The sequence below is a fragment of the Reichenbachiella sp. genome (assembly GCF_039944555.1).
In the GTDB taxonomy this organism is placed as follows: Bacteria; Bacteroidota; Bacteroidia; order Cytophagales; family Cyclobacteriaceae; genus Reichenbachiella.
Map to the genome: position 1 here is coordinate 185,867 of NZ_JBDUYN010000012.1, position 20,968 is coordinate 206,834.

Annotated in this window: 22 protein-coding genes; 9 read left to right on the forward strand and 13 right to left on the reverse strand. The window is 39.3% G+C overall.

The window, feature by feature from the left end; genetic code table 11:
• Nucleotides 1-84 precede the first annotated feature (84 nt).
• The 5 genes from ABJD64_RS18370 to ABJD64_RS18390 form a co-directional block, all read right to left on the reverse strand.
• Nucleotides 85-1,368 (reverse strand): hemolysin family protein, encoded by a 1,284-nt coding sequence (locus ABJD64_RS18370; protein ID WP_348180794.1) that lies wholly within the window; start codon nucleotides 1,366-1,368, stop codon nucleotides 85-87.
• 172 nt (nucleotides 1,369-1,540) lie between these two features.
• Nucleotides 1,541-2,077 (reverse strand): LPS export ABC transporter periplasmic protein LptC, encoded by a 537-nt coding sequence (gene lptC / locus ABJD64_RS18375; RefSeq protein WP_348180793.1) that lies wholly within the window; start codon nucleotides 2,075-2,077, stop codon nucleotides 1,541-1,543.
• A gap of 90 nt (nucleotides 2,078-2,167) precedes the next feature.
• Complete coding sequence (locus ABJD64_RS18380) at nucleotides 2,168-3,460, reverse strand: hypothetical protein (RefSeq protein WP_348180792.1); 1,293 nt, start codon at nucleotides 3,458-3,460, stop codon at nucleotides 2,168-2,170.
• Nucleotides 3,461-3,545: 85 nt separating this feature from the next.
• Nucleotides 3,546-4,811 carry a hypothetical protein gene (locus ABJD64_RS18385; RefSeq protein WP_348180791.1) on the reverse strand — a complete coding sequence of 422 codons (1,266 nt, stop codon included), beginning with the start codon at nucleotides 4,809-4,811 and terminating at the stop codon, nucleotides 3,546-3,548.
• Nucleotides 4,804-5,529, reverse strand: coding sequence for a type III pantothenate kinase (locus tag ABJD64_RS18390; RefSeq protein WP_348180790.1), 726 nt, complete (start codon nucleotides 5,527-5,529; stop codon nucleotides 4,804-4,806). The genes ABJD64_RS18385 and ABJD64_RS18390 overlap by 8 nt, the downstream gene beginning before the upstream one ends.
• Nucleotides 5,530-5,760: 231 nt before the next feature.
• On the opposite strand from ABJD64_RS18390, the gene ABJD64_RS18395 reads away from it, so the two are divergent.
• Nucleotides 5,761-7,239 carry a sodium:proton antiporter gene (locus tag ABJD64_RS18395; RefSeq protein ID WP_348180789.1) on the forward strand — a complete coding sequence of 493 codons (1,479 nt, stop codon included), beginning with the start codon at nucleotides 5,761-5,763 and terminating at the stop codon, nucleotides 7,237-7,239.
• Between the two features lie 12 nt (nucleotides 7,240-7,251).
• Here ABJD64_RS18395 and ribH read toward each other — a convergent pair whose 3' ends face one another.
• The 3 genes from ribH to pdhA all read right to left on the reverse strand — a co-directional run bounded on the left by ribH (nucleotide 7,252) and on the right by pdhA (nucleotide 9,618).
• Complete coding sequence (ribH, locus tag ABJD64_RS18400; RefSeq protein WP_348180788.1) at nucleotides 7,252-7,728, reverse strand: 6,7-dimethyl-8-ribityllumazine synthase; 477 nt, start codon at nucleotides 7,726-7,728, stop codon at nucleotides 7,252-7,254.
• 77 nt (nucleotides 7,729-7,805) lie between these two features.
• Nucleotides 7,806-8,510: a tetratricopeptide repeat protein gene (locus ABJD64_RS18405; RefSeq protein ID WP_348180787.1), complete on the reverse strand. Its 705-nt coding sequence runs from the start codon at nucleotides 8,508-8,510 to the stop codon at nucleotides 7,806-7,808.
• Nucleotides 8,511-8,586: 76 nt separating this feature from the next.
• Complete coding sequence (gene pdhA / locus ABJD64_RS18410; RefSeq protein WP_348180786.1) at nucleotides 8,587-9,618, reverse strand: pyruvate dehydrogenase (acetyl-transferring) E1 component subunit alpha; 1,032 nt, start codon at nucleotides 9,616-9,618, stop codon at nucleotides 8,587-8,589.
• A gap of 109 nt (nucleotides 9,619-9,727) precedes the next feature.
• Here pdhA and ABJD64_RS18415 point away from each other — a divergent pair, with 109 nt between their 5' ends.
• Nucleotides 9,728-10,834 carry a DNA replication/repair protein RecF gene (locus tag ABJD64_RS18415; RefSeq protein ID WP_348180785.1) on the forward strand — a complete coding sequence of 369 codons (1,107 nt, stop codon included), beginning with the start codon at nucleotides 9,728-9,730 and terminating at the stop codon, nucleotides 10,832-10,834.
• A gap of 12 nt (nucleotides 10,835-10,846) precedes the next feature.
• Here ABJD64_RS18415 and ABJD64_RS18420 read toward each other — a convergent pair whose 3' ends face one another.
• The 3 genes from ABJD64_RS18420 to ABJD64_RS18430 all read right to left on the reverse strand — a co-directional run bounded on the left by ABJD64_RS18420 (nucleotide 10,847) and on the right by ABJD64_RS18430 (nucleotide 14,451).
• Nucleotides 10,847-12,160, reverse strand: a complete 1,314-nt coding sequence (locus ABJD64_RS18420; protein ID WP_348180784.1) for a cytochrome P450 — start codon at nucleotides 12,158-12,160, stop codon at nucleotides 10,847-10,849.
• Between the two features lie 42 nt (nucleotides 12,161-12,202).
• Complete coding sequence (locus ABJD64_RS18425) at nucleotides 12,203-13,264, reverse strand: methylated-DNA--[protein]-cysteine S-methyltransferase (protein ID WP_348180783.1); 1,062 nt, start codon at nucleotides 13,262-13,264, stop codon at nucleotides 12,203-12,205.
• A gap of 83 nt (nucleotides 13,265-13,347) precedes the next feature.
• The gene (locus ABJD64_RS18430) at nucleotides 13,348-14,451 is read right to left on the reverse strand and encodes an NAD(P)/FAD-dependent oxidoreductase (RefSeq protein WP_348180782.1); all 1,104 of its coding nucleotides are present in this window, start codon (nucleotides 14,449-14,451) and stop codon (nucleotides 13,348-13,350) included.
• 73 nt (nucleotides 14,452-14,524) lie between these two features.
• Here ABJD64_RS18430 and ABJD64_RS18435 point away from each other — a divergent pair, with 73 nt between their 5' ends.
• The 3 genes from ABJD64_RS18435 to ABJD64_RS18445 are packed head-to-tail and all read left to right on the forward strand — an operon-like array spanning nucleotide 14,525 to nucleotide 16,589.
• A complete protein-coding gene (locus tag ABJD64_RS18435) occupies nucleotides 14,525-15,013 on the forward strand; it encodes a GAF domain-containing protein (RefSeq protein ID WP_348180781.1) in 489 nt (162 codons plus the stop codon).
• 1 nt (nucleotide 15,014) lies between these two features.
• Entirely contained in the window at nucleotides 15,015-16,157 is a 1,143-nt protein-coding gene (locus ABJD64_RS18440) for an FAD-dependent monooxygenase (RefSeq protein WP_348180780.1), read from the forward strand.
• 27 nt (nucleotides 16,158-16,184) lie between these two features.
• Nucleotides 16,185-16,589, forward strand: a complete 405-nt coding sequence (locus ABJD64_RS18445; protein WP_348180779.1) for a DoxX family protein — start codon at nucleotides 16,185-16,187, stop codon at nucleotides 16,587-16,589.
• On the opposite strand, the gene ABJD64_RS18450 is transcribed toward ABJD64_RS18445, so the two are convergent.
• A complete protein-coding gene (locus ABJD64_RS18450; protein ID WP_348180778.1) occupies nucleotides 16,579-17,502 on the reverse strand; it encodes an SDR family oxidoreductase in 924 nt (307 codons plus the stop codon). The genes ABJD64_RS18445 and ABJD64_RS18450 overlap by 11 nt on opposite strands.
• Nucleotides 17,503-17,525: 23 nt before the next feature.
• Nucleotides 17,526-18,182, reverse strand: coding sequence for a phosphoadenylyl-sulfate reductase (locus ABJD64_RS18455; protein WP_348180777.1), 657 nt, complete (start codon nucleotides 18,180-18,182; stop codon nucleotides 17,526-17,528).
• A 176-nt stretch (nucleotides 18,183-18,358) separates the two neighbouring features.
• On the opposite strand from ABJD64_RS18455, the gene ABJD64_RS18460 reads away from it, so the two are divergent.
• From ABJD64_RS18460 to ABJD64_RS18475, 4 genes are read left to right on the forward strand one after another with little or no spacing between them, the layout of a single operon-like run.
• Nucleotides 18,359-18,769 (forward strand): 6-carboxytetrahydropterin synthase, encoded by a 411-nt coding sequence (locus tag ABJD64_RS18460; RefSeq protein WP_348180776.1) that lies wholly within the window; start codon nucleotides 18,359-18,361, stop codon nucleotides 18,767-18,769.
• Nucleotides 18,729-19,418 (forward strand): GTP cyclohydrolase I FolE, encoded by a 690-nt coding sequence (gene folE / locus ABJD64_RS18465; protein WP_348180775.1) that lies wholly within the window; start codon nucleotides 18,729-18,731, stop codon nucleotides 19,416-19,418. Before ABJD64_RS18460 ends, folE begins: the two co-directional genes overlap by 41 nt.
• A complete protein-coding gene (locus ABJD64_RS18470) occupies nucleotides 19,415-19,870 on the forward strand; it encodes a DinB family protein (RefSeq protein ID WP_348180774.1) in 456 nt (151 codons plus the stop codon). The genes folE and ABJD64_RS18470 overlap by 4 nt, the downstream gene beginning before the upstream one ends.
• An 11-nt stretch (nucleotides 19,871-19,881) precedes the next feature.
• Nucleotides 19,882-20,964 carry an alanine racemase gene (locus ABJD64_RS18475; protein WP_348180773.1) on the forward strand — a complete coding sequence of 361 codons (1,083 nt, stop codon included), beginning with the start codon at nucleotides 19,882-19,884 and terminating at the stop codon, nucleotides 20,962-20,964.
• The last annotated feature ends 4 nt before the right edge of the window (nucleotides 20,965-20,968 follow it).

The following is a 20,968-nucleotide window of genomic DNA, read 5'->3' on the forward strand; positions in this document are numbered from 1 at the left end:
TGTATAAAATTGTTTAAAACGAAGCGCAAAATAAGCAAGACTGTTGTTAATATCAAAATTTTCCTATGCTTAGGAAATTGATTGTCACGGACTTAAGTTTGAAGAGTTTATTTTGAGACGAACCTTTTCAATTCTTGCTTCCTCCATGTGTAAGATTTCAATGGAAAAACCCTCAATTTCGATGATTTGGCCTTTTTTTGGAAGATTTTCATTTACGGATAAAATGAGACCTCCTAGAGTGTCAAAATCTCCTTTGGGTAGTGTCCATTGGTAATTTTCATTGAGATAGTCAATTTCTTGTCTGGCACTAAGGATATATTCTTGGTCGTTAAGCTTTTCTTCAAGTAGATCAGACTCATCATGTTCATCGTGAATCTCTCCAAAAATCTCCTCAATAATATCTTCAATACTCACGATACCCGAAGTACCACCATATTCATCAACCACTAATGCAAGGGTTTTATGATCGGTAATCATCTGCAGCAATAGTTCATTCGCTGCCATAGTTTCGGGAACAATAATAATCTTGGAAAGAATGCTTTTTATGTCAACAGGTTTTTTGAATAGTTCCAACGAATGACAATATCCAATGACATCGTCAATGGACTCATCATATATGATGATTTTTGAATGACCACTTTCAATAAATTGATTGTTGAGTTCATCGATAGTGGCGTTAACATCAACTGCCACAATCTCTGTCCTTGGAATCATACATTCTCGAACTTTAATCATTTTAAAATCAAGTGCGTTGTTGAAGTACTTAGTATCAACATCTTGATCTTTCTGATCAATCCCATCATCAGCAATTTTCTTAATGTAATTGTTGAGGTCGGTAAGTCCAAAAACCGGAATTTCATCCGAGTAGTTGAGACCAAGAATCCTAATGATGAAGAACTTGCTGGCAAAAACAATGAGGAAAACTGCTGGCCTTAGGATATAATAAATCGCTAAGAATGGTACGGCCAATAAAGAAAGGAGTCTGTATGGGTTGACCAAAAAAATACTTTTAGGGATGTATTCTGCTGTAAAAAGAACAATAACAGTTGAAATTACTGTTTGCAAGAGTAGGATGATCAAATCATTGTTGAATCGTACTGGCAATATTTCTACAAGCCAAGGATCAAGTAGCATGGCCATGAATATGCCATAAATTACTAGTGTCAGGTTATTACCTATTAGTGTAGTGGCAATAAAACTGGAAGGTTTACGAGCAAATTTAGAGAGGACTTTGGCGGGTCTACTTCCTTGTTTGCCCTGAAGTTCTATATGCAATTTATTGGTGGTAATAAACGCAATTTCCAAACCCGAAAACAGGGCGGAAAAAATCACACAAATAATAATTACACCAATTAGGGTTGGATCCATATTACGATTGCTTGTCCTTTTTTAGCTTGTATAAAAGTATAAGAGATATACTTAACATAAAAATCCAGTAAGAATGCATAAAGCCCATGGTCATGGTTTGATGTAAGCCAATTAGGAAAAGTGCTGCAGAAAATGTAAGAATTATTATTTGTATTAAATTATTCATATCTGGTTATTGGCCTTCATTTGCTGGCATGATGGACATTGTCCCACTGGGTTTAAGTATAGTATATTCTTCAAAATCTTGACTAGCCTCAAGTCCTTCTCCTGTCAGCACTTCATCTTCAGTCTTTATAGTTACGAAATTGTCAGTATAAATCTGTTCGTCTTTTGGATTCCAGTTTAGTAGTTCGGTTGAGAGCTCGTCACCTGTAAAAAGACTTCGCATAATTACATTACCTTCAGCTTTGTAATAATCTTCTTCAGAAAAGTAATAGCCTTTATCTGCGACCAATGTAGAAGTAACTAGGCCAAATGGATTGTAAAACCGTAGATAAATACCATCTGGAAAATCTCGGTCCTGGTTGGATAATATTAGTTGCGTTCGCGCCACCAGGCGTAGTTTAACAATTGTAGAATCAGAGACAAGCATGTCAATATTGCGCATCGTAACCTCTGGGCCATCATAAAGTTCATGATCGACATTTTTTTGCTCCTTGCACGCAAAGAGAAAAGTCACCATAAAAACAAGAATGCTGATTCTATTCATCTAATCAAAAGTGAACATTTATATAAAAATAAAAAAGCACTCCGGGAGAGTTACTACCCGGAGTGCCGTTATACTTTTCTTTTGAAAACCTTATGGTCTTCTTTCCAAAACAACCGTCTCATTAATCCAACATCCAACTGTCATAGACTGACCTTCAGTGAGTCCCAATTCGAAAATTTCTTCTATGGAAGGGAACTGTTCCTTGGCCTTGCTCATAGCACTTTGATCTCCCGCCCTCTTGTATTGATTGTAAGCAGCAATGAAAACCAATCGATCATCTACTTTACTTTCCCCGGCTCTACAGTCATTGTAGCTCTGCATATATAGATTTCCAATCAAAGAATACGCTTTTTTTGCTGAAGGGTCATTTGCCAAGGCCTTTCTTGCATTAGTTCTTGCGGCAGACTTGTTTCCACTAGATGCGTACATTTGAGCCATGCTTAAATAGATTTCTGATTTTTTAAGGTTGTCATCAGTCAATTCTAGTGACTCTGTATAATACTCATTGGCTTTCCCCAAATCTCCAGTAGAAGCATGCTTGAGTGCGATTACTTTTGCCAGACCGAAAGCGGGTTCACTTTTATATACGATTTCAGCTGCTTCTACAAAAGTTGGGCTTTCCGAACATTTTGCAGTCAACATCAACTGGAAGACCTTCTTTGCCATCTTCGGATCTTGGCTTTCCCTCATCTTTGGAGCAAGCTTGTCTTCAACGAATGGACAATCCACAGTAACCGTACTTGTCAAGAGTTTATCCACGTTAGCCTGAATCTTCTCAAGTCTAGGTACATTTCTTTTGCTCGCAATTTTTCCATCGATAACATCGGAGATCATACCATATCTGTCGATAACCTCTTCATCAGTGATTTCACCTCCGCTGAGCTTGTATCTTCTGACAACATCCATATATGCCATAAGATTATTATCAAGTGTTTTTGCTTGGTTTAATTCGAAAGTTTTGTCGAAGAGTGTCATCAACTCCTGATATTTTGACTTATTACCTTTATAGTATTTGTAAGCTGTAAAAGCTTTTCTGTTCAAAACTTTGCCCTCTTTACCAAAGTATTTGATTCTATCATCGTACATTTTTAGTGCCTTCTCCTGAAGCGTAACTTTTTTAGCTGCATCAGACTCAGCATCAACCAGGCCTTCATATATTTTAGCTCCATTAATGTAAAGTGACTCGTTGAGGTCGGGAGCGTTATCTAGTAACCATTGATGTGGTTCAACTGCTGTTGCAAATTGTTTGCTTTTCACGGCATCCACATAAAGGGCATTTTTTTCTTTGGCCATTTCGACATCTTCAGGCCACTTCCATCCCTGCTGTGCAATTGAGATTGTATTTATCGCAATAAATAATCCGAATAGTACTAGCTTTTTCATATTTTCATATTTTAATAGTCTCTTGCTTTCTTATTTTCTGAGGCAAAACAGCGTATGTTTTGCAAAAGAAAGCGCAACATAATAATTAATTATATTTTCTTCTAACAAACCAGCGGTCATTGATAGTGGCACCTAGCGCAAATTTGAAGTACTGTTCTTTTACCTGAGTGCCAGATACTTTGCCTCGCTGTCCATATTTAAAGGACATATTGAGTGCAGAAACGCCTTTTACTGGAAGTGACCAGCCAAAATTGATGCCAAAATCACTGAGTGTTTCTCCGTTGATAACAAATGGAGCCTGTTTGTAGTCTAACCCAAGTCGGTATCTAATCCTTTTTATGTAGCTATTTACATCATTGTACTTAGGTACAATCTCAAACCCAAGAGCAATCATCCAGACACTTCGGTATTCTTCAGTATCATTGGCAAAACCGGCTTGCTCATCCCAAAACGATCGCTTAATATCTAAGCCAAGAGTCAGCTTGTTCAGCTTTTGCCACGAAAATCCTATTCCAATGTCTGCAGGAAGCTGGTATCCGCTTTTCAGATCATTGACTAAAGTATCTCCAGGTACAGTATTTCCTGTTCCGGTCTCAAACTGAATACGTTCTAGCCTTGTACCCTTTATGTTGTTGCCTAGATCAAATGTCATTCCAAAGTTTAGAACATCTCTTTCGTTAAGTGACTTTCTTAGTGAGGCCCCCAGGCCGGCGTTAAAACCAGAATAGTTAGTTTTTCCATAATATCCCGTAGGAAATTGTTGAGTAAGACCTCCTCCTTCAAGGCGGGTGGAAGTGATTTCTTCAATCAGGCCAAATATATAAGAGACTCTTAGTCCCAATGAAATGCCTCGAGCTACTTGAACACCATTGGAAAAATAAACTTGATTTAGACCGCCGCTTCCCTCAAAGTCTATGACAGCATCTACATTAGTCCCTGATATAGCCTGTGTTGCAGAGAAATTATAGTTCACTGTACTATAAGGCATTAGTCCGATATTGGAGGTCCATTTGCTGGAGATTATTGGAAATGCGAAAGTGAGATACTTGAAGCCACCGGTGCCCACTTTTACAGAATTAAAATTGTTGGACACTTTTCGATTCTCTCCCTCTACGCCAATTTCAAATACAGTAAGTGTGTTGTACGTGAGGAGGGCAGGGTTTATGTTGTTGATGTTCCAAACTGATGGCGTAGCAATTCCTACATTACCCATAGCCGCATTATTTGCCAGACCCATTCCATTCAAGTCCCCAATACCAATAACCGTATAAGGTGAATAGGTGTGCTGCGCTAAAACAAATTTGCAGCTCAAAAAAGCTGCAAGAATCATTATCCATTTAACTCTACTCATTGTATTCCAATATCCTGTTCAATCCGATCAACACCAATTTAGGGGATGCAAAGATGTGTGCTTTTAATTTAGATTCAAAACTATTTAGTCCTCTGCCACACATAATCACTTCTAAATCAGGCCATTTCAGCTGATAGCGACTAATTATGCCATCCAGCTCGGCTGCAATACCATTGATTACACCACTTACCATTGCGTCTTTTGTTGATTCTCCGATAAGGTTTGCTTTCTTAAATTCGGTGATTAATGGTAGCCTCTTTGTATAGTCATGCATGGCTTTAAAACGTATGTCCATGCCTGGAGAAATACTTCCCCCATGGTAGACGTTGTCCTTGTCTAAAAAATCATAGGTAATACACGATCCAATGTCTATAACCAAATTGTTCTTCCCTCTATTGATTTTTTCAGCTCCAGCTAAAGCAGCAATTCTGTCTAATCCCAAGGTGTTTTTTGTTTTATAATGATTTTTAAAAGGAATAGGTGTGCTGGCAGTTAAAATATTTATGTTGAATTTCTTCAAATGTTTGGCAAGGTCTTGACCATCTATGGCAACCGAGCAAATGATTATTCGTTTAGCCTGACTTTGATTGACAATGGAAACAATTTCATCTAAAGACTGGCAAACCCAATCTCTTTTTAACTCAGAGTTAATGAAGAGGCCAATTTTAGAGGAGGAGTTGCCCATGTCGATAGCAATATTTATTGATATATTTGACACTGATTAGAGATGAGTTTATTGTACTTTTTCTATACTGTGAAATTAATGGGAGAACTTAATACACACAAAAATTGTAAAATATTAATACCTCACGTTTGGTTTTATCCCTACAGATAATATCTTTATTACATCAATCAAGACCTGCTATGAGAAGATTAAAAAAATTCCAACTGGAAACTAAAATGATCGGTTCAGATTTCATATAATTGCCCTCATTTATTCTTAAGCAGTATGTATAAATATTTGGTTCTTTTTATTTTGTTGAGTATCGGCCTGAAAGGGTATGCCGGCAATATAAAGGCCAATGAAGAGGTGTTTGCAAAGCAAACGGTTGTTGAAACCAGTGTTGCTGAGGAGCCTGACGAAGATGAACACCATCATGCACCAGGTTGGTCGGTTATTCCATTTGCTCTCTTACTGATAATGATTGCCACCGGACCTCTATTCTATGAGCACTTTTGGCACAAAAATTATCCAATAGTAGCCTGTGCATTAGCATCGATGGTCGTTTTGTACTATTTATTTGGCTTGCACAACGTTCATGCACCTGTTCATGCACTGGCAGAATACGTACAATTTATCGCTTTGTTAAGTGGATTATTTATAGCCTCAGGAGGTATTATGATTGAGGTGGATAAGGAGGCCAAACCAGTTACAAACGTGATCATTCTTTTGATTGGTGCATTGATTTCAAACGTTATTGGTACTACAGGAGCTTCCATGCTTTTGATCAGACCCTTTATCAGACTGAATAAAAACAGAATAAAACCTTACCATATCATATTCTTCATTTTCATGGTAAGTAATATTGGTGGCTCACTTACTCCAATTGGAGACCCACCTCTATTTTTGGGCTTTCTCAAAGGAGTACCTTTCTTTTGGACGCTCAAATACAATATCATTCCCTGGATTTTTGCTTGTCTTGCTTTAGCTGTGGTATTCTATTTCACCGATAAAAAGAACAAAGCAGATTACAGTTTTGGAGAAAGCACCCATACTCCATCAAACACGGTTACTTTTGTTGGCACAAAGAATTTTCTATGGTTGGCTGTTATAGTTGGTGCGGTATTTTTAGACCCAAATGTTTTGGATTGGGTACCAGCTATTCATTATGATGGCCAGAAATTTTCTTATTTAAGAGAAATAATCATGCTTACAGCTGGATTTCTCTCTTATAAGTTTGCCAATAAGGAAGCACTCCAATGGAACGAGTTTAATTTCGAACCGATTCGAGAAGTAGCTTTTATTTTCATTGGGATTTTTGGAACAATGATGCCTGCACTGGAATTGGTTGGCAATTTTGCCCAATCAGATGCTGGTGCAGCAATGATCACTCATAATACATTGTATTGGGGAACTGGAGTGCTATCTGGCTTTTTGGATAATGCACCAACTTATATAAATTTCCTTACGGCTGCACTTGCTTCGCAAGGAGGCTCAATCAACTCAATAACAGATGTTGTCGCGTTCTCTGATGGAGAATTTGTCAATTCTATTTTGTCTCTGAAGGCTATATCAATAGCAGCCGTCTTCTTCGGTTCTATGACATATATTGGAAACGGGCCAAATTTTATGGTTAAATCGATAGCTGAGCAAGTGGGTATAAAAATGCCTTCGTTTTTTGGCTACATCATTAGATTTTCCATCCCAATTCTGCTGCCTCTATTCGTACTTGTATGGCTGATATTCTTCTACTGGGGAATCTTGTAAAGAAGAAGTTGATTAGATCGAGAGCATTTTAATGGCCGTAATAGCCGCCTCGTCTCCTTTATTTCCATGTTTGCCTCCTGCACGATCTGTTGCTTGTTTCTGAGTCTCAGGAGTGAGGACACCAAAAATTACCGGTTTGTCATATTTCAGAGAAACATTGGTTATACCGTGGGCAACTGCATCGCATATGAAATCGAAGTGGCGAGTTTCCCCTTGAATAACACACCCAAGGCAGATAACGGCATCCACATCATCTCGCTGTGCAAGTTTTTGAGCACCGAGGCTTAATTCAAAACTTCCAGGCACATCAACCCTTACTATGTTATTTGGTAAAGCACCATGCTGCTTAAGTGTTTCCAAGGCGCCGTTGAAGAGTGATTCTGTAACCTCTTCATTCCACTCTGAAACTACAATGGCGAAGGTTTTATTAGAAATGTCTAATACGTTCTTGACGCTGTATTCACTGAGATTTTTAAGATTGCTAGCCATAAGTCCTATTCTTGGAGTTAAAATAAAAAAGGGAGGAGTAAAAAACTCATCCCTTTTTAAATGTTTTATGCATGAGCTTAGTTAGCCAGTCCTTCTAATCGAGCTAAATGTTTCACAGATTCTTGATATTCTAAGACACCATAGAAATCATCAACGATTGTTTGATAGTTATCTTTAGCTGCATTTAAATTACCTGCTTGCTCATTGGCAATGGCTGCCTTTACAAGATATGTAGGGCTGAACTGTTTGTTCGAATTGTAATCTGCTGCTTTTTCATATAGACCGGCAGCTTCGGCAAAATCTCCCAGCTCCATTTTGGCATCTCCAATCAGTGCATAAGCACGTGCCTGAATTACATAGTCGTTCGCACTAAAAGCACTAAGATATCTGACAGCATTTTCGAAATCCCCCAACTTCAGATAAATTGCACCTGAGTAGTAATTGGCCATGTTGGCAGCATCAGTCATACCATACTCACTTATGATTTCTAAGAAACCATAATTGTTGCCATCCCCATTCAAAGCCTTGCCCAGACTATCTGCTTCAAAGTAATAGACTGCCTGAAACATGTCTCTTTGTGCATTGTCATTCTGACCCTTGATGTAATAATTGCTGAACATGTAGCCTAGTATTGCAACAAGTATGATTCCTGCCACCACTGAAACGGCTGTTTTATTTTTTTCAATAAACTGCTCAGTTCTTGAAAATTGTTCTGCTATTGCTTCCGGATTCTCAAACAAATCGTGATCGTGACTTTCCGTACTTTTTTTCTTCTTTGTCATTCTATTTCAAAAATTCTGACCGCAAATGTAGCAATATTTTAAAATCATCTGTGATTGCCATCATTTATATCCGTTTTTAGTCTTCCAAGAATGGATAGGCTGGATCAGCATACACATCTGTGTAGGCATTTTCCGGTGCTGGATATGCCGATTCCTCAGCGAATTTCACGCAAAGGCTTACTTCTTCCTTTACTTTCTGGTCTATTGTTGTTAATTCGTTTTCTGTTGCTAATTTCTTGCTGAGAATTTCTTTTCTCACCATTTCTACAGGGTCTTTGGCTTTGTAGGTCTCAACTTCTTCTTTCGTCCTATATTTAGCAGGATCGGACATGGAGTGACCTTTGTATCTGTAAGTCCTGAATTCAAGCAAGGTAGGGCCATCACCTTTTCTTGCTCTTTCAGCCGCTCGAGCCACAGCATGGTGAACGTCGATAACGGACATACCATCTACTGACTCCGAAGGCATTTCATAGGCAGCTCCCAATTGATCCAGTCCTGTTACATTAGATGTTCTTTGAACTGAGGTTCCCATGGCATAACCATTGTTCTCAATGACAAAAATTACAGGTATTTTCATCGTCATGGCGATATTTAATGCCTCGTGAAAAGCACCTTGTCTTACAGCACCATCTCCCATGTAGCAAATACAAAGTTTGCCAGTGTTATTATATTTTTCGGCGAAAGCGATTCCTGCTCCTAGAGGTACCTGGCCACCGACAATCCCATGCCCACCAAAGAAGTTATGTTCTTTATCGAAAATGTGCATAGAGCCGCCTTTCCCTTTTGAAATTCCAGTTTCTTTTGCGAAAAGTTCAGCCATAATTCGTTTAGGATCAGTACCTAAAGCGATTGGATGTGCGTGATCTCTATAGGCGGTAATGTACTTATCTCCTTCTTCAAGCGCACTTACTGCTCCAGCTACACAGGCTTCCTGACCAATGTAAAGGTGACAGAATCCCTTGATTTTTTGTTGACCATAAAGTTGACCCGCTTTCTCCTCAAATTTTCTCATCATCAACATGGTCTCATACCATGTAATGTATGTCGATTTTGAGAATTCGTTTTTAGATGTTGCTTTTGATTTCTTTTTTTCTTTTACACTTGCCATTTCAAAAGTTATTTAAGCGGTTTGACTGAATTAAGTACTTTGGGATTGTCGTTTCGCTCGTTTTTACGAACTGCGAAATTAGTTAAATTAGTAGTCACAGCAAAGCATTATGTTCCTTCAATCACTCTCCTTGCAATATTTTAAAAATTATGAAAAGGCTGAGGTTTCATTTTGCGAGCACTTCAATTGCCTGGTTGGAATGAACGGGAGTGGAAAAACTAATATTCTAGATGCCATCCACTATTTATCGACCACCAAAAGTGCCTTTCATGCTTTGGATTCTCAAAGTATCACTCATGGTAGTCAATATTTTGTGATAAATGGAAAGTTCTCATCAGTTGATAAGGAAAGTAGGGTTCATTGCAGTTTGAAGAAAAACAGCAGAAAAACCTTCAGGGTAGATGATTTAGAATATGAAAAACTTAGTGAGCATATTGGCAAATTTCCGCTGGTCTTAATAGCTCCAAATGACGATGAGCTGATTCGTGAAAGCAATGAAACACGTAGAAAATTCTTTGATAGTATTATTTCTCAGTATGACTCCGGTTATTTACAGTCTTTAATAAGGTACAATCAATACCTCAAACAACGCAATGCATTGCTCAAATCCATGGCGGAGTCCGGAAAGGTCGACCAGGTCATGCTAGAGACTTACAATAAACCTCTTATACAAGCAAGTCAGAAGGTTGCAAAAAAAAGAAAAGTTTTTATTGAGGAGTTTCTTCCTCATTTCCAATCGAATTATGACAAAATAGCTGAGAAGAGAGAAATGGTGTTTATTGGTTATAATACTAAGGTGCTGGATACCAATTTTACTGAAAATTATCACAAAGGGATTCAAAAAGATATTATCACTCAACGTACAAATTTGGGAATACACAGAGACGAATATCTTTTCGAAATTGATGGGATGCCAATTAAAAAATTTGGCTCCCAGGGTCAACAGAAGTCGCTGCTTATTAGCTTGAAGTTGGCACAGTTTGAGTTTGTAAAGTCGCACCTTGGGATTACACCTATTTTGCTACTCGATGACATCTTCGATAAACTGGATGACTCTAGAATCCGAGAACTAATGACCATCATAGGCTCAGAAAACTTTGGACAGGTGTTTGTGACTGACGCAAGGGAGGAACGTACGAGAAATTTGTTGCAGGATAAGTTTGATACTATGAAATTATTTAGAGTTGAAAATAATACGATTTTAGAATTCGAATAAACGAAAGAAGAACTATCTCTTTAGGAGCCGAACGTTCATTGGTTGATTTGGCCGAAGAGTCAACAACGGGTTGAATTCGATTGTTCTTGGTGATAGTGGCTTAATCTCAAACTTCTTTACAAATTGTACGAGTAAAAGAATCATTTCGAACATAGCAAAATTATTGCCTATACAAAATCTGGGCCCTCCACCAAATGGTAGGTACTGAAACTTATGCTTTAGGTTATAACCTTCGAACCTATCAGGGTTGAAGACATTTGGATGATCCCAGTACGAAGGATGATGGTGTAGCTCATAAATGCTAGTCATCAGCTGATAGCCCTTTTCAATTTCAAAGTTACCGATTTTGTCCTCGGCTCTTGATTTACGCACAATATTCCAAACTGGTGGATACATGCGCATGGACTCTTTGACGACCTGACTTGTAAATTTAAGATTAGTAAAATTCATGACGTCAAGTTTCTCCAACTTATCCAAGTTTTGAACCTCTTGATGCAGCCTGTCTTGGATTTCGGGATGATGAGCCAAGAGATGTAATGTCCAGGTCATTCCTAAAGATGATGTCTCGTGTCCCGCTACGAGGAAAGTGAGTATCTCATCTCGGATTTGTGCAAATTCCTTATTTGAGTCAAAATTTTTAAGCAAAACAGACAGTAGGTCTTTAACCTCATTTACGTTCGGACTACTTCGTTCGTCAATGGTACGCTGAATGAGGTTGTGCGAATCCTCCATCATCGTGTGATAACGTCGATTCTTTTTAGAAGGAATCCAAAGCGGCCATTTGATAGGATTGCGGATGCGGCTAACAATAAATTCTTGCCCGAAGGTAATGTGTTCAGACATTTTAGCAAGAATTGCCTCATCGGAGGAATAAATAAGAGAATTCAACAGAATGGTAAGCGTGAGCCCATTCATTTCGGTATCGATTCTAACACTTTCTTTATCATGAAGATTCTCCAAATATTGTGCTCCTGTTTGCCAAACTGCAGGTAGTAATTTTCTTAGCTCCGCTTTGTGGAAAGACGGCTGAAGAATTTTTCTATTCTTGTGCCAGTCGTCTCCTTCAGCGGTCAATAGTCCATTACCAAGAACTAAGGCAACCTGCTTGTAACCATTACTTTTGGTATAGTTTTCATGGTTATTGGCAAGTACATGCTGTGCGTGATTGGGATCTGAAATGAGTGCAAATTTACCAATTGGTAAGTTTAGGTCAACTGGTGAACCGTATTTCTGTGTGGCCTCCTTCATGTAAATAATGGGAGAGGCCTGAAATTTTTTGAGATTCTTGAATTTGCTGTTTTCAGGAAAGGCCTTTGGAGGTTTCACTTCAGATCATTTTTGAGCGAAGATAATTCAATAATTAGGATACTAGCTAGTGAGACTATTTTTAACCTCCAAATCTAGCATCCATTGTTTCCTCCATACTCCTCCTCCATATCCCGTCATCGAACCGTCAGAACCTATGACGCGATGACAAGGAATAATGATGGCAATGCGGTTGTCACCATTGGTTTTGGCTACGGCTCGGATGGCTCCCAGATTATTGATAGCTACTGCCTGATCCTTATAGCTTCGGGTTTTCCCATAAGGTATTCCCTGCAGTTCCTTCCAGACTTTTTGCTGAAAGGCAGTACCAGGAATCTCCAACGGTACGGTGAATTTTTTTAATGAGCCTTCAAAATATTGATTGAGTTCGTTTGTGAGTAATTCAAAGTAGGGGTTTTGTCCAGGAATGAGTTCTGCCTTTAAGTATTTTCTTAAGCGTTCCACTTGCGTCTCGATCATTCGACGATCTGTAAATTCCAATAGGCAAATGCCTTTATCTGTAGCACCAGCTATCATTGGACCCAAAGGTGTAGGGACTCTAGTCACTGAAATTACATTTTTGTATTTGCTTTCTTTTGGACTAAACCCTGTTGAGTTTTTAAAACTGTCAAGAAACCCACTCAGCGATTCGAAGCCATTGCTATATGCAGACTGAATAACACGATCTCCTTGCCTAATTTGTCCGAAGGCGTTGTTTATGCGAAGCGATCGGAGATAAGCCTGGAAAGTCATGCCGTGATTTTTTTTGAACCAGCGTCGTACGCGAGTCGGGTCAAGTCCTCTGTCTCTTAGGTTCTGATCATTTATTCTAATATTCGGTGTTGTTTCAATGTTGTCCAAGAGTGACTTGAGCCAAATAGGACTAACGCCCTTCATTTCCATAGGATGACAAACTTTACACGGGCGATAGCCGTGATCCAGAGCTTCTTTTGAGTTGCCAAAGTACTCAACATTTTCTGCCTTAGGTTTACGTGCATGACAAGTAGGACGACAAAATATTCCTGTGGTTTTGACCGCTGCAAAGAAGACCCCTTCAAAAGAACTGTCCTTACGAACTAGGGCATCATACATGATGTCGATATCTGGCAAAATCGAAAGTTGCATAGTCATAAAATTAGGTATTAGTTTGCTAAATTAGAGGAAGATGAAATATGATTCAACCGAAAAATGGACAAGCATTTTTGAAGTCAAAAAACTTTCCCATGTGTTAGTCCTACTATGGCTTGACCCAGAGGTCTGACGTTAGCCAAACTAACCCCTAAATTAGAGGACGATTTGGATCCAAATAATTTTTGAATTTCTCTTCCCGACCATAATCTGAAAGCAAATGTCTGGCTCCATTTTTTAATGTAGGCGGTTTCCAGCTTTTGGCGATCAAATCTGCCATTCTTCCATGATTCCAGTATCAATTCGGAAAGCAAGTTAGCCGAACGAATAGCCATGGCCATGCCATTTCCGCATAATGGAGTAATCATGCCAGCCGTGTCTCCACACATTAAAATATGATTGTGAACAAGTTCTTTTTTTTCAAACGATATTTCATTTATTACCAAGGGTTCATCGAACAAAAATTCTGAGTCATTCCAAATCCTTTTTAGAAATGGATTTTGATGAAGAACAGCTTGCTCCATTTCAGTGATGGTTTTATGCTTTCGGAGGTTGTCTCGGTGGGACAAATAGCACAAATTGGAAATTCCTCCCTCCACCTGACTGATGCCACAATATCCATCCTGGAAATTGTGGAGCGCAATCTCATCGTCAGGGAAAGTTGTTTTTATGTGATATTTTACTCCAAGATAAGGAGACTTCTTTTGCATGAATTTACGGGTTTTATCGAGGACAGACCGCTTGCCATGAGCTCCAATCACAAGTCTTGTTTCATAAACCTGACTTTTTGTTGCCACATAAAAGAAATCATCTGTCATGCGGACATCAATGACTACCGAATTTTGGTAAACCTCGACCCCGGCACTTTCGGCTTGTTGGAAGAGATAATGATCAAATGAAAAACGACTAATACCAAAGCCGCCCATTTTCAGGGATAGTTGAGCTTGTTTGCCATTAATGGAAGTAAGTCTGAAATTAGCAATCTCAGTTGGATTGAGCTCTTCCGGAAATAACTCATTACGCACCAAAAAGGGTTTTACCTCATTAGAAATGTACTCTCCGCATACACGATGAAAAGGGTACGATTTTTTTTCAAAAAGTGCTACCTTAAGTCCAGAGCGACTCAGCAAAATAGAGTTGACTAAACCGGCTATACCACCACCGACTACTATGACATCGTACATGTGATAAATATCCTTAGAAATGATGAACTATTAAGGCCATAGATCGTAAAATTGCATTTTAAACATCATTACAATGGCAGAAAACCTATTCCTTCCGGAGACTGATAGTAGAACAGAAAAGTATGAAGCTTTACTGCCGCAGATAGAAGCTTTAATCTCCTCTGAATCTGACCTGATGGCAAATTTGGCTAACATTACTGCAGCATTAAAAGCAGGGTTAGATTTCTTTTGGGTTGGTTTTTACTTGGTCAAAGAGGGCGAATTGGTCTTGGGCCCATTTCAAGGCCCGATTGCATGTACACGCATTCAAAAGGGCAAAGGAGTTTGTGGTAAGGCCTGGGAGGAAAAACGAACAGTGATTGTTGAAGACGTTGATCAATTTCCTGGGCATATTGCCTGTAGCAGTGCCTCCAAATCTGAGATTGTTGTGCCTGCTCTTATAGATGGCGAGGTAAAATTAATTTTAGATGTAGATAGCGACCGATTGTCTGATTTCAACGGAGAGGACCAAAAATATCTAGAGTCCTTAATGAAAATAATTGAGTCAAAATTATCTTGTTGATATGAAATTTACGATCGTTGGAGGAGGTATTTCTGGTCTTACCACGGCGCTTGCTTTTGAAAAACTGGGAGTGGAATATGAACTGTACGAAGCTGCCCCAGCTCTTAATGAATTAGGTGCCGGTATTTGGATGGCGTCTAATGCTATGCAGGTTTTTGGATGGCTCGGAATTGCAGATGAAGTACAAGGCCAAGGTATGAGTCTTGAACATGTAGAGGTAGCTGATCAAAGCTTTAGGACCATAAATACTACGGACCAGCAGATAATCGTGGATGCACTGGGCTATTCAATCGTATCTATCCATCGGGCAAGGCTTCAGAAAATTCTTTTTAATCAACTGCCTGCTGAAAAGATTCATTTGGGGATGGCTCTGGAATCGATTGATCAGGAGGATGAAAAGGTAACAGCCAACTTTAAGGATGGATCGACTGTTATTTCCAATGCTCTAATTGCGGCAGATGGAATCCATTCTGTGGTCAGAAATCAATTGTTTCCCCATTCAGTGTTGCGCTATTCAGGGCAGACTTGTTGGCGAGGCATCGCTAAGCTTGAACTCCCAGAAAAGCTTTCACGGTCGTGTGTAGAAACCTGGGGAAATCGGGTGAGGTTTGGCATTTCTGTAATTGGAGAAAATGAAGTTTATTGGTTTGCCGTCGCCGAGGCTGCCTCTGGGGGTAAAGACAATCAGAAGAATCTAAAGAGTAAACTGAAGCAAATGTTCAAAGATTTTGCTGAGCCTGTGCAATCAATACTTGAAGCGACACCTTCAGAAAAGATCATAAGAAGCGATATATCAGATCTGAAACCACTTGATGCCTGGAGTGACCGTCGAGTGGTGCTAATCGGTGATGCTGGACATGCTACTACACCGAACATGGGTCAGGGAGGCGCACAAGGAGTTGAAGATGCTTATTATTTGGGCCAAATAATAAAGAGAGAATCAGACCCAGTTAGGTCCTTTCAAATTTTTGAGAAAACAAGAAAAAAGAAGGTAAACCAAATTGTCAGTGGTTCAAGAAACGTTGGAAGATTGGCACACATCGAATATGGGAGATCAATTCGCAATTTTCTCATGCGAATGGTACCGCCTGCTATGACCAATCGTCAGATGATCAAATTGTATTCTATACAGGAATTTGAGTGAATGATTGTTTTCGATTAAATTGAAAGCATGAACCTGCAAAAAATCTTCTCCAAATACGCCGATCTGTCCTTATTGTTTTTGAGAATCGGTTTTGGTATTCGTCTCATTTGGGGTACCCTCGACAATATCATTAGTTATGATCGCATGATGGAATTCGCTGACTTTCTGGGAGCGAATGGTTTTCCATTTCCTATCACGTCAGCATTTGCATCTGTCTATTTACAATTCGCCGCGGGGATTTGTTGGGTTCTTGGAGTTTGGGTTCGTGAGTCTGCTTTGGTCATGGTAGCGAATTTTGTAATTGCTATATTGATGGTGCATATCGGTGACAGTTACATCAATACGGCTCCGGCCATACACCTTTTGACAATCTCCTTCTTTCTGCTTTGCTATGGAGGAGGAAAATTTGTAGTAAGTAAGGCTAGTAACTAAAACTATTCAAGAACTCTATCATCTCATCTTTGAATTCAGGCAGGTCCTTGCCGTAGCTGACATACTGCATGAGTTTTTGATCCGTAGCAGCCATTTGTTGTTGCAGTTCTGTATTTTGATTTACAAACAAAAACTCTAACTCCGGTTTGAGCTCTTTCAACACATCTACAATATCAAGTACCGAGAGGTTTCTTTCTGATGTGTTGTAAGCACCGGCAGGCACATTTTCCTGAATGACGTCTTGTATGATATTGGCTAATGAATTCACATGTATGAAAGCCCTTTTTTGGTTTCCATTGCCATTGATTTGTAGTCGGCCATTGAAATTGCACTCGAAAACAAACTTGTTGATAACGGCATCAAACCTCATACTTCTGCTGTAGCCGTACACATTTCCACATCGCAATACAATTGGATTTCTTTCTTTTCCCAGTCGTTGAATATGTTCCTCTCCTCTTTGTTTGGAAATGGCATAGAATGAGGACGGGTTAACTTCATGATCATCGGAGATGGGCTCATCATCGAAACCATATACGCCCATGCTGCTGAGATAGATCACTTTTTTAACCTCACTTTCTTCGATAGCGTAAGTCAACTCTGCCGTACCCCAATTGTTTATCTGCTCATAGAAGTGGAGATTGACATTGGCAAACGGAGAAGTGACCTTGGCAGCCAAGTGAACCACCACATCGATACCTTCCATCGCTTTCTTCAAACTTCTGGAATCAAGTAAATCACCTTTTATAAATTCTAGGGCAAAAGGATTGATAAACTTGTCACCTAAAAACAAGTTGTAATTGCCTCGCATCAAATTGTCGTAAATCACAATTTTTTCTACAGCCTTATTGCTGCTCAGGTGTTTTACTAATCTGGTGCCAATATATCCGGCCCCGCCGGTAATTAATACTTTCATTGCTTATACAAAAAAACAGGTGGTTATTTACTTACTAATTCGGTGTGTAGTCCACACTCAGTTTTGTTCATTCCATACCAGCGAGCCTCACGTTCCATCATTTCAAGGCTTGGTTTACGAGTACATGGTTCACAACCAATACTAGTATACCCATCAGCATCTAGCGGATGCTTAGGCAACTCATATTCTTTGATATAATCGAAGATCATCTTGTTCGTCCATTCCAGCATCGGGTGAAACCGAACAGTATCGAATTTTGATTTTTCTTCCACTCTCATTTTCGCCCGATTGGCATTTTGGTCTCGACGAATACCATTGATCCAGATGTCGTAATCTGACAGCAATCGATCCATTGGCTGGACTTTGTTGTAATAACAACATCTATCCGGATCCGAAGCAAACAACAATTTGCCTTCGCTATCTTTTTGAAGGCTCTTAGGTACATCAGGCTTAATCTCTATCATATTAAGTCCAAACTCATCTGCCAGTTGGTCCTTATATGCCATTGTTTCGGGAAACAAAAAGCCTGTATTCAAACAATACACAGGAATCGATTGATCAATACGGCTAAGTAAATGAAGCAGTACGATACTGTGGGTTTGAAACGAAGAAGTGGTAAAAAGTTTTTTACCGTCCTCTTGATATTTAATAATGTGACTTTTTATTTCATCAAAATCCATCGAAATAGATATTTTAGATTGAACACGCGAAGATAATCGAATTCCATAAACAGAACTCTAAAGCTTATACTTAACACCTTTCAACGAATCAAGGTTGCGACCTTTACATTTTTTATAGGCCGAAGTTTAAATATTTATAAAATAACCATTTAGACAGAATGGCGTAACATTGCATTATGAGAGCAGCCGTCTATAGAGTAGAGCATTTCAATGCGGCACATCGCTTGCACAATCCTGAATGGAGCGAAGAGATGAACCAAACAGTATTTGGAAAGTGCAACAACCCCAATTACCACGGGCACAATTATAATTTGGAAGTTGGTGTATTGGGCGAGGTTGATCCTAAAACCGGATATGTTTATGATTTGAAGTTGCTAAGTGACCTGATTGAAGAGAAAATTTTGAATCGCTTTGATCACAAAAATTTGAATTTGGATGTTGAGGAATTTAAAGACCTGAACCCTACTGCCGAAAATATAGTTGTAGTAATTCACAACTTGCTAAGAAGCGAAATTGACGAAAAATACGATTTGAAAATAAAGCTATATGAAACAGAAAGAAACTATGTCGAATTCCCAATCGAATGATGTAATCGATGAGCTGGATCATGTGGCTACCTCTTTTGACACACCACTTCGTGCAGATGCGTTTGAAATGGATGATGAGCTCAAAATTGAATTGATTGCAAAGCATTTCAAGGAGATCATGCAGGTGCTTGGATTGGACCTGACCGACGACAGCCTACAGGGCACACCCAATCGTGTGGCTAAAATGTACGTTCAAGAAGTTTTTAGTGGACTCAATCCAAAGAACAAACCCCATGCACGTCTCTTCGAAAATAAGTTTGGCTATGACCAGATGTTGGTAGAGAAGGAGATCACATTCTACTCTCATTGTGAGCATCATTTTGTTCCTATTTACGGGAAAGCCCATGTAGCTTATATTTCCAGTGGTAAGGTGATTGGCTTATCCAAGATCAATCGCATTGTGCAGTATTATGCGAAGCGGCCACAAGTGCAAGAGCGCATGACAGTTCAGATAGCTAACGAATTAAAAAGAGTGCTCAAAACCGAAGATGTTGGAGTTGTTATTGATGCCAATCACATGTGTGTTTCTTCTAGAGGAGTTGGCGACACGAATAGCAAAACAGGAACAGCTCATTTCAGTGGCAAATTCACGAATGAGGACACCAAGAAAGAATTTCTTAATTATATCAACACACCCGCGAGCATATGAACAAGACCAATACCTCTTCGATAAAAGAAATATTGTTGCGAGATCTTTCTAATCTTGAAAAGGAAATAGCAGGGTACGCAAATGAAGAAGAAATTTGGCTAGTCCGGGGAGAGATTAAAAATTCAGCAGGAAATTTAGCTTTGCATATATGTGGCAACCTACAGCACTTTATTGGAGCAATTGTTGGGCAGGATGGGTATATCAGGAAAAGAGAGGAAGAATTCGCGAAAAAAAATGTTACAGTTTCAGAAATACTAACTGAAATCAGAACTACAAAAGCAGCTATTGAAAAGGCGTTAGATAAACTAACCGATGACAAGCTGGAAGAAAGATATCCTTTAGAAGTATTTGGCAAACCCATGACTTTTTCCTATTTTCTGATTCATTTATCAGGCCATCTCATGTACCACCTGGGTCAGATCAACTATCATAGACGTCTGTTGGCGTCTTAACGTCACCAGATATGTATAAAGTCACCAAGCCCACCTTATTATTAGATAAAAAAAAGGCCATTCAAAACATCAAACGAATGGTAGAGAAGGCAAGGGATTCCGGAGTTAATTATCGTCCACACTTCAAAACTCATTTCTCAAAAGAGATTGGAGAATGGTATCGTGAAGAAGGGGTAAAAAGTATAACGGTTTCTTCTATTGACATGGCTGTGTATTTTGCTGGCCATGGCTGGAACGATATTACTATTGCCTTTCCGGTCAATATATTGCAAATAGATGTCTTACAACATTTGGCAAGACAAGTAAAACTGGGCTTGGTTGTGGAATCTTCCGATGCTATGGGCCACATCAATCAAGGCATTTCAGATCCTGTGGATGTTTATATTAAAATTGATACTGGCTACCACAGAGCTGGGATTTGGCATGAGAATGCAGTTGAAATTAAAGAATTGATCACTACAATTGCGAAACATCATCAGTTCATGGGATTGTTGGCTCACTTTGGACATACCTATCAGCAAACAGAGATAAACAAGATTCTTTCAATATACAAGACCGAGGTAAGTGCATTGAATCAGCTCAGAGATCAATTAGGTACTGACATGATGATCTCCATTGGAGATACACCGTCTTGTAGTTTAGTAGAGTCCTTTGAAGACGTAGATGAAATCCGACCTGGAAATTTGATATTTTATGATGTAATGCAGGCCGAAATTGAATCTTGTCACTATGGCGATATTGCTGTCTGCCTGGCTGTACCTGTTGTGGCCGTCTATCCTGAGCGATCAGAAATCATAGTTCATGGAGGAGCTGTTCATTTGAGCAAGGACTATCTGAAAGATGATAAGAGTCAGGCATATTTCGGTAAAGTGGTATCCCTCAATGGTAAAACATGGAGCGAGCCCCTGGATGACTTTGTAGTGGTATCTCTTTCTCAGGAGCATGGAAAGATTACGGTCCCGAAGGGCCAGATAGAAAAGATAAAAGTAGGGGATCTATTTGGAATACTACCAGTTCACTCTTGCCTCACGGCCAATTTGATGAAAGAATATATGACATTGCGAGGAGAGCGAGTAAGTACGCTGCATCAGTAAGTCA

Bases quoted from the DNA above. Each gene is read 5' to 3' on its own strand.
- folE (WP_348180775.1), top strand. From the start codon at position 18,729: ATGAAACAGAAAGAAACTATGTCGAATTCCCAATCGAATGATGTAATC.
- ABJD64_RS18415 (WP_348180785.1), top strand. From the start codon at position 9,728: ATGTTCCTTCAATCACTCTCCTTGCAATATTTTAAAAATTATGAAAAG.
- ABJD64_RS18460 (WP_348180776.1), top strand. From the start codon at position 18,359: ATGAGAGCAGCCGTCTATAGAGTAGAGCATTTCAATGCGGCACATCGC.
- ABJD64_RS18430 (WP_348180782.1), bottom strand. From the start codon at position 14,451: ATGTACGATGTCATAGTAGTCGGTGGTGGTATAGCCGGTTTAGTCAAC.
- pdhA (WP_348180786.1), bottom strand. From the start codon at position 9,618: ATGGCAAGTGTAAAAGAAAAAAAGAAATCAAAAGCAACATCTAAAAAC.
- ABJD64_RS18405 (WP_348180787.1), bottom strand. From the start codon at position 8,510: ATGACAAAGAAGAAAAAAAGTACGGAAAGTCACGATCACGATTTGTTT.
- ABJD64_RS18370 (WP_348180794.1), bottom strand. From the start codon at position 1,368: ATGGATCCAACCCTAATTGGTGTAATTATTATTTGTGTGATTTTTTCC.
- ABJD64_RS18385 (WP_348180791.1), bottom strand. From the start codon at position 4,811: ATGAGTAGAGTTAAATGGATAATGATTCTTGCAGCTTTTTTGAGCTGC.
- ABJD64_RS18395 (WP_348180789.1), top strand. From the start codon at position 5,761: ATGTATAAATATTTGGTTCTTTTTATTTTGTTGAGTATCGGCCTGAAA.
- ABJD64_RS18445 (WP_348180779.1), top strand. From the start codon at position 16,185: ATGAACCTGCAAAAAATCTTCTCCAAATACGCCGATCTGTCCTTATTG.
- lptC (WP_348180793.1), bottom strand. From the start codon at position 2,077: ATGAATAGAATCAGCATTCTTGTTTTTATGGTGACTTTTCTCTTTGCG.
- ABJD64_RS18380 (WP_348180792.1), bottom strand. From the start codon at position 3,460: ATGAAAAAGCTAGTACTATTCGGATTATTTATTGCGATAAATACAATC.
- ABJD64_RS18435 (WP_348180781.1), top strand. From the start codon at position 14,525: ATGGCAGAAAACCTATTCCTTCCGGAGACTGATAGTAGAACAGAAAAG.
- ABJD64_RS18455 (WP_348180777.1), bottom strand. From the start codon at position 18,182: ATGGATTTTGATGAAATAAAAAGTCACATTATTAAATATCAAGAGGAC.
- ABJD64_RS18425 (WP_348180783.1), bottom strand. From the start codon at position 13,264: ATGCAACTTTCGATTTTGCCAGATATCGACATCATGTATGATGCCCTA.
- ABJD64_RS18450 (WP_348180778.1), bottom strand. From the start codon at position 17,502: ATGAAAGTATTAATTACCGGCGGGGCCGGATATATTGGCACCAGATTA.
- ribH (WP_348180788.1), bottom strand. From the start codon at position 7,728: ATGGCTAGCAATCTTAAAAATCTCAGTGAATACAGCGTCAAGAACGTA.
- ABJD64_RS18475 (WP_348180773.1), top strand. From the start codon at position 19,882: ATGTATAAAGTCACCAAGCCCACCTTATTATTAGATAAAAAAAAGGCC.
- ABJD64_RS18440 (WP_348180780.1), top strand. From the start codon at position 15,015: ATGAAATTTACGATCGTTGGAGGAGGTATTTCTGGTCTTACCACGGCG.
- ABJD64_RS18470 (WP_348180774.1), top strand. From the start codon at position 19,415: ATGAACAAGACCAATACCTCTTCGATAAAAGAAATATTGTTGCGAGAT.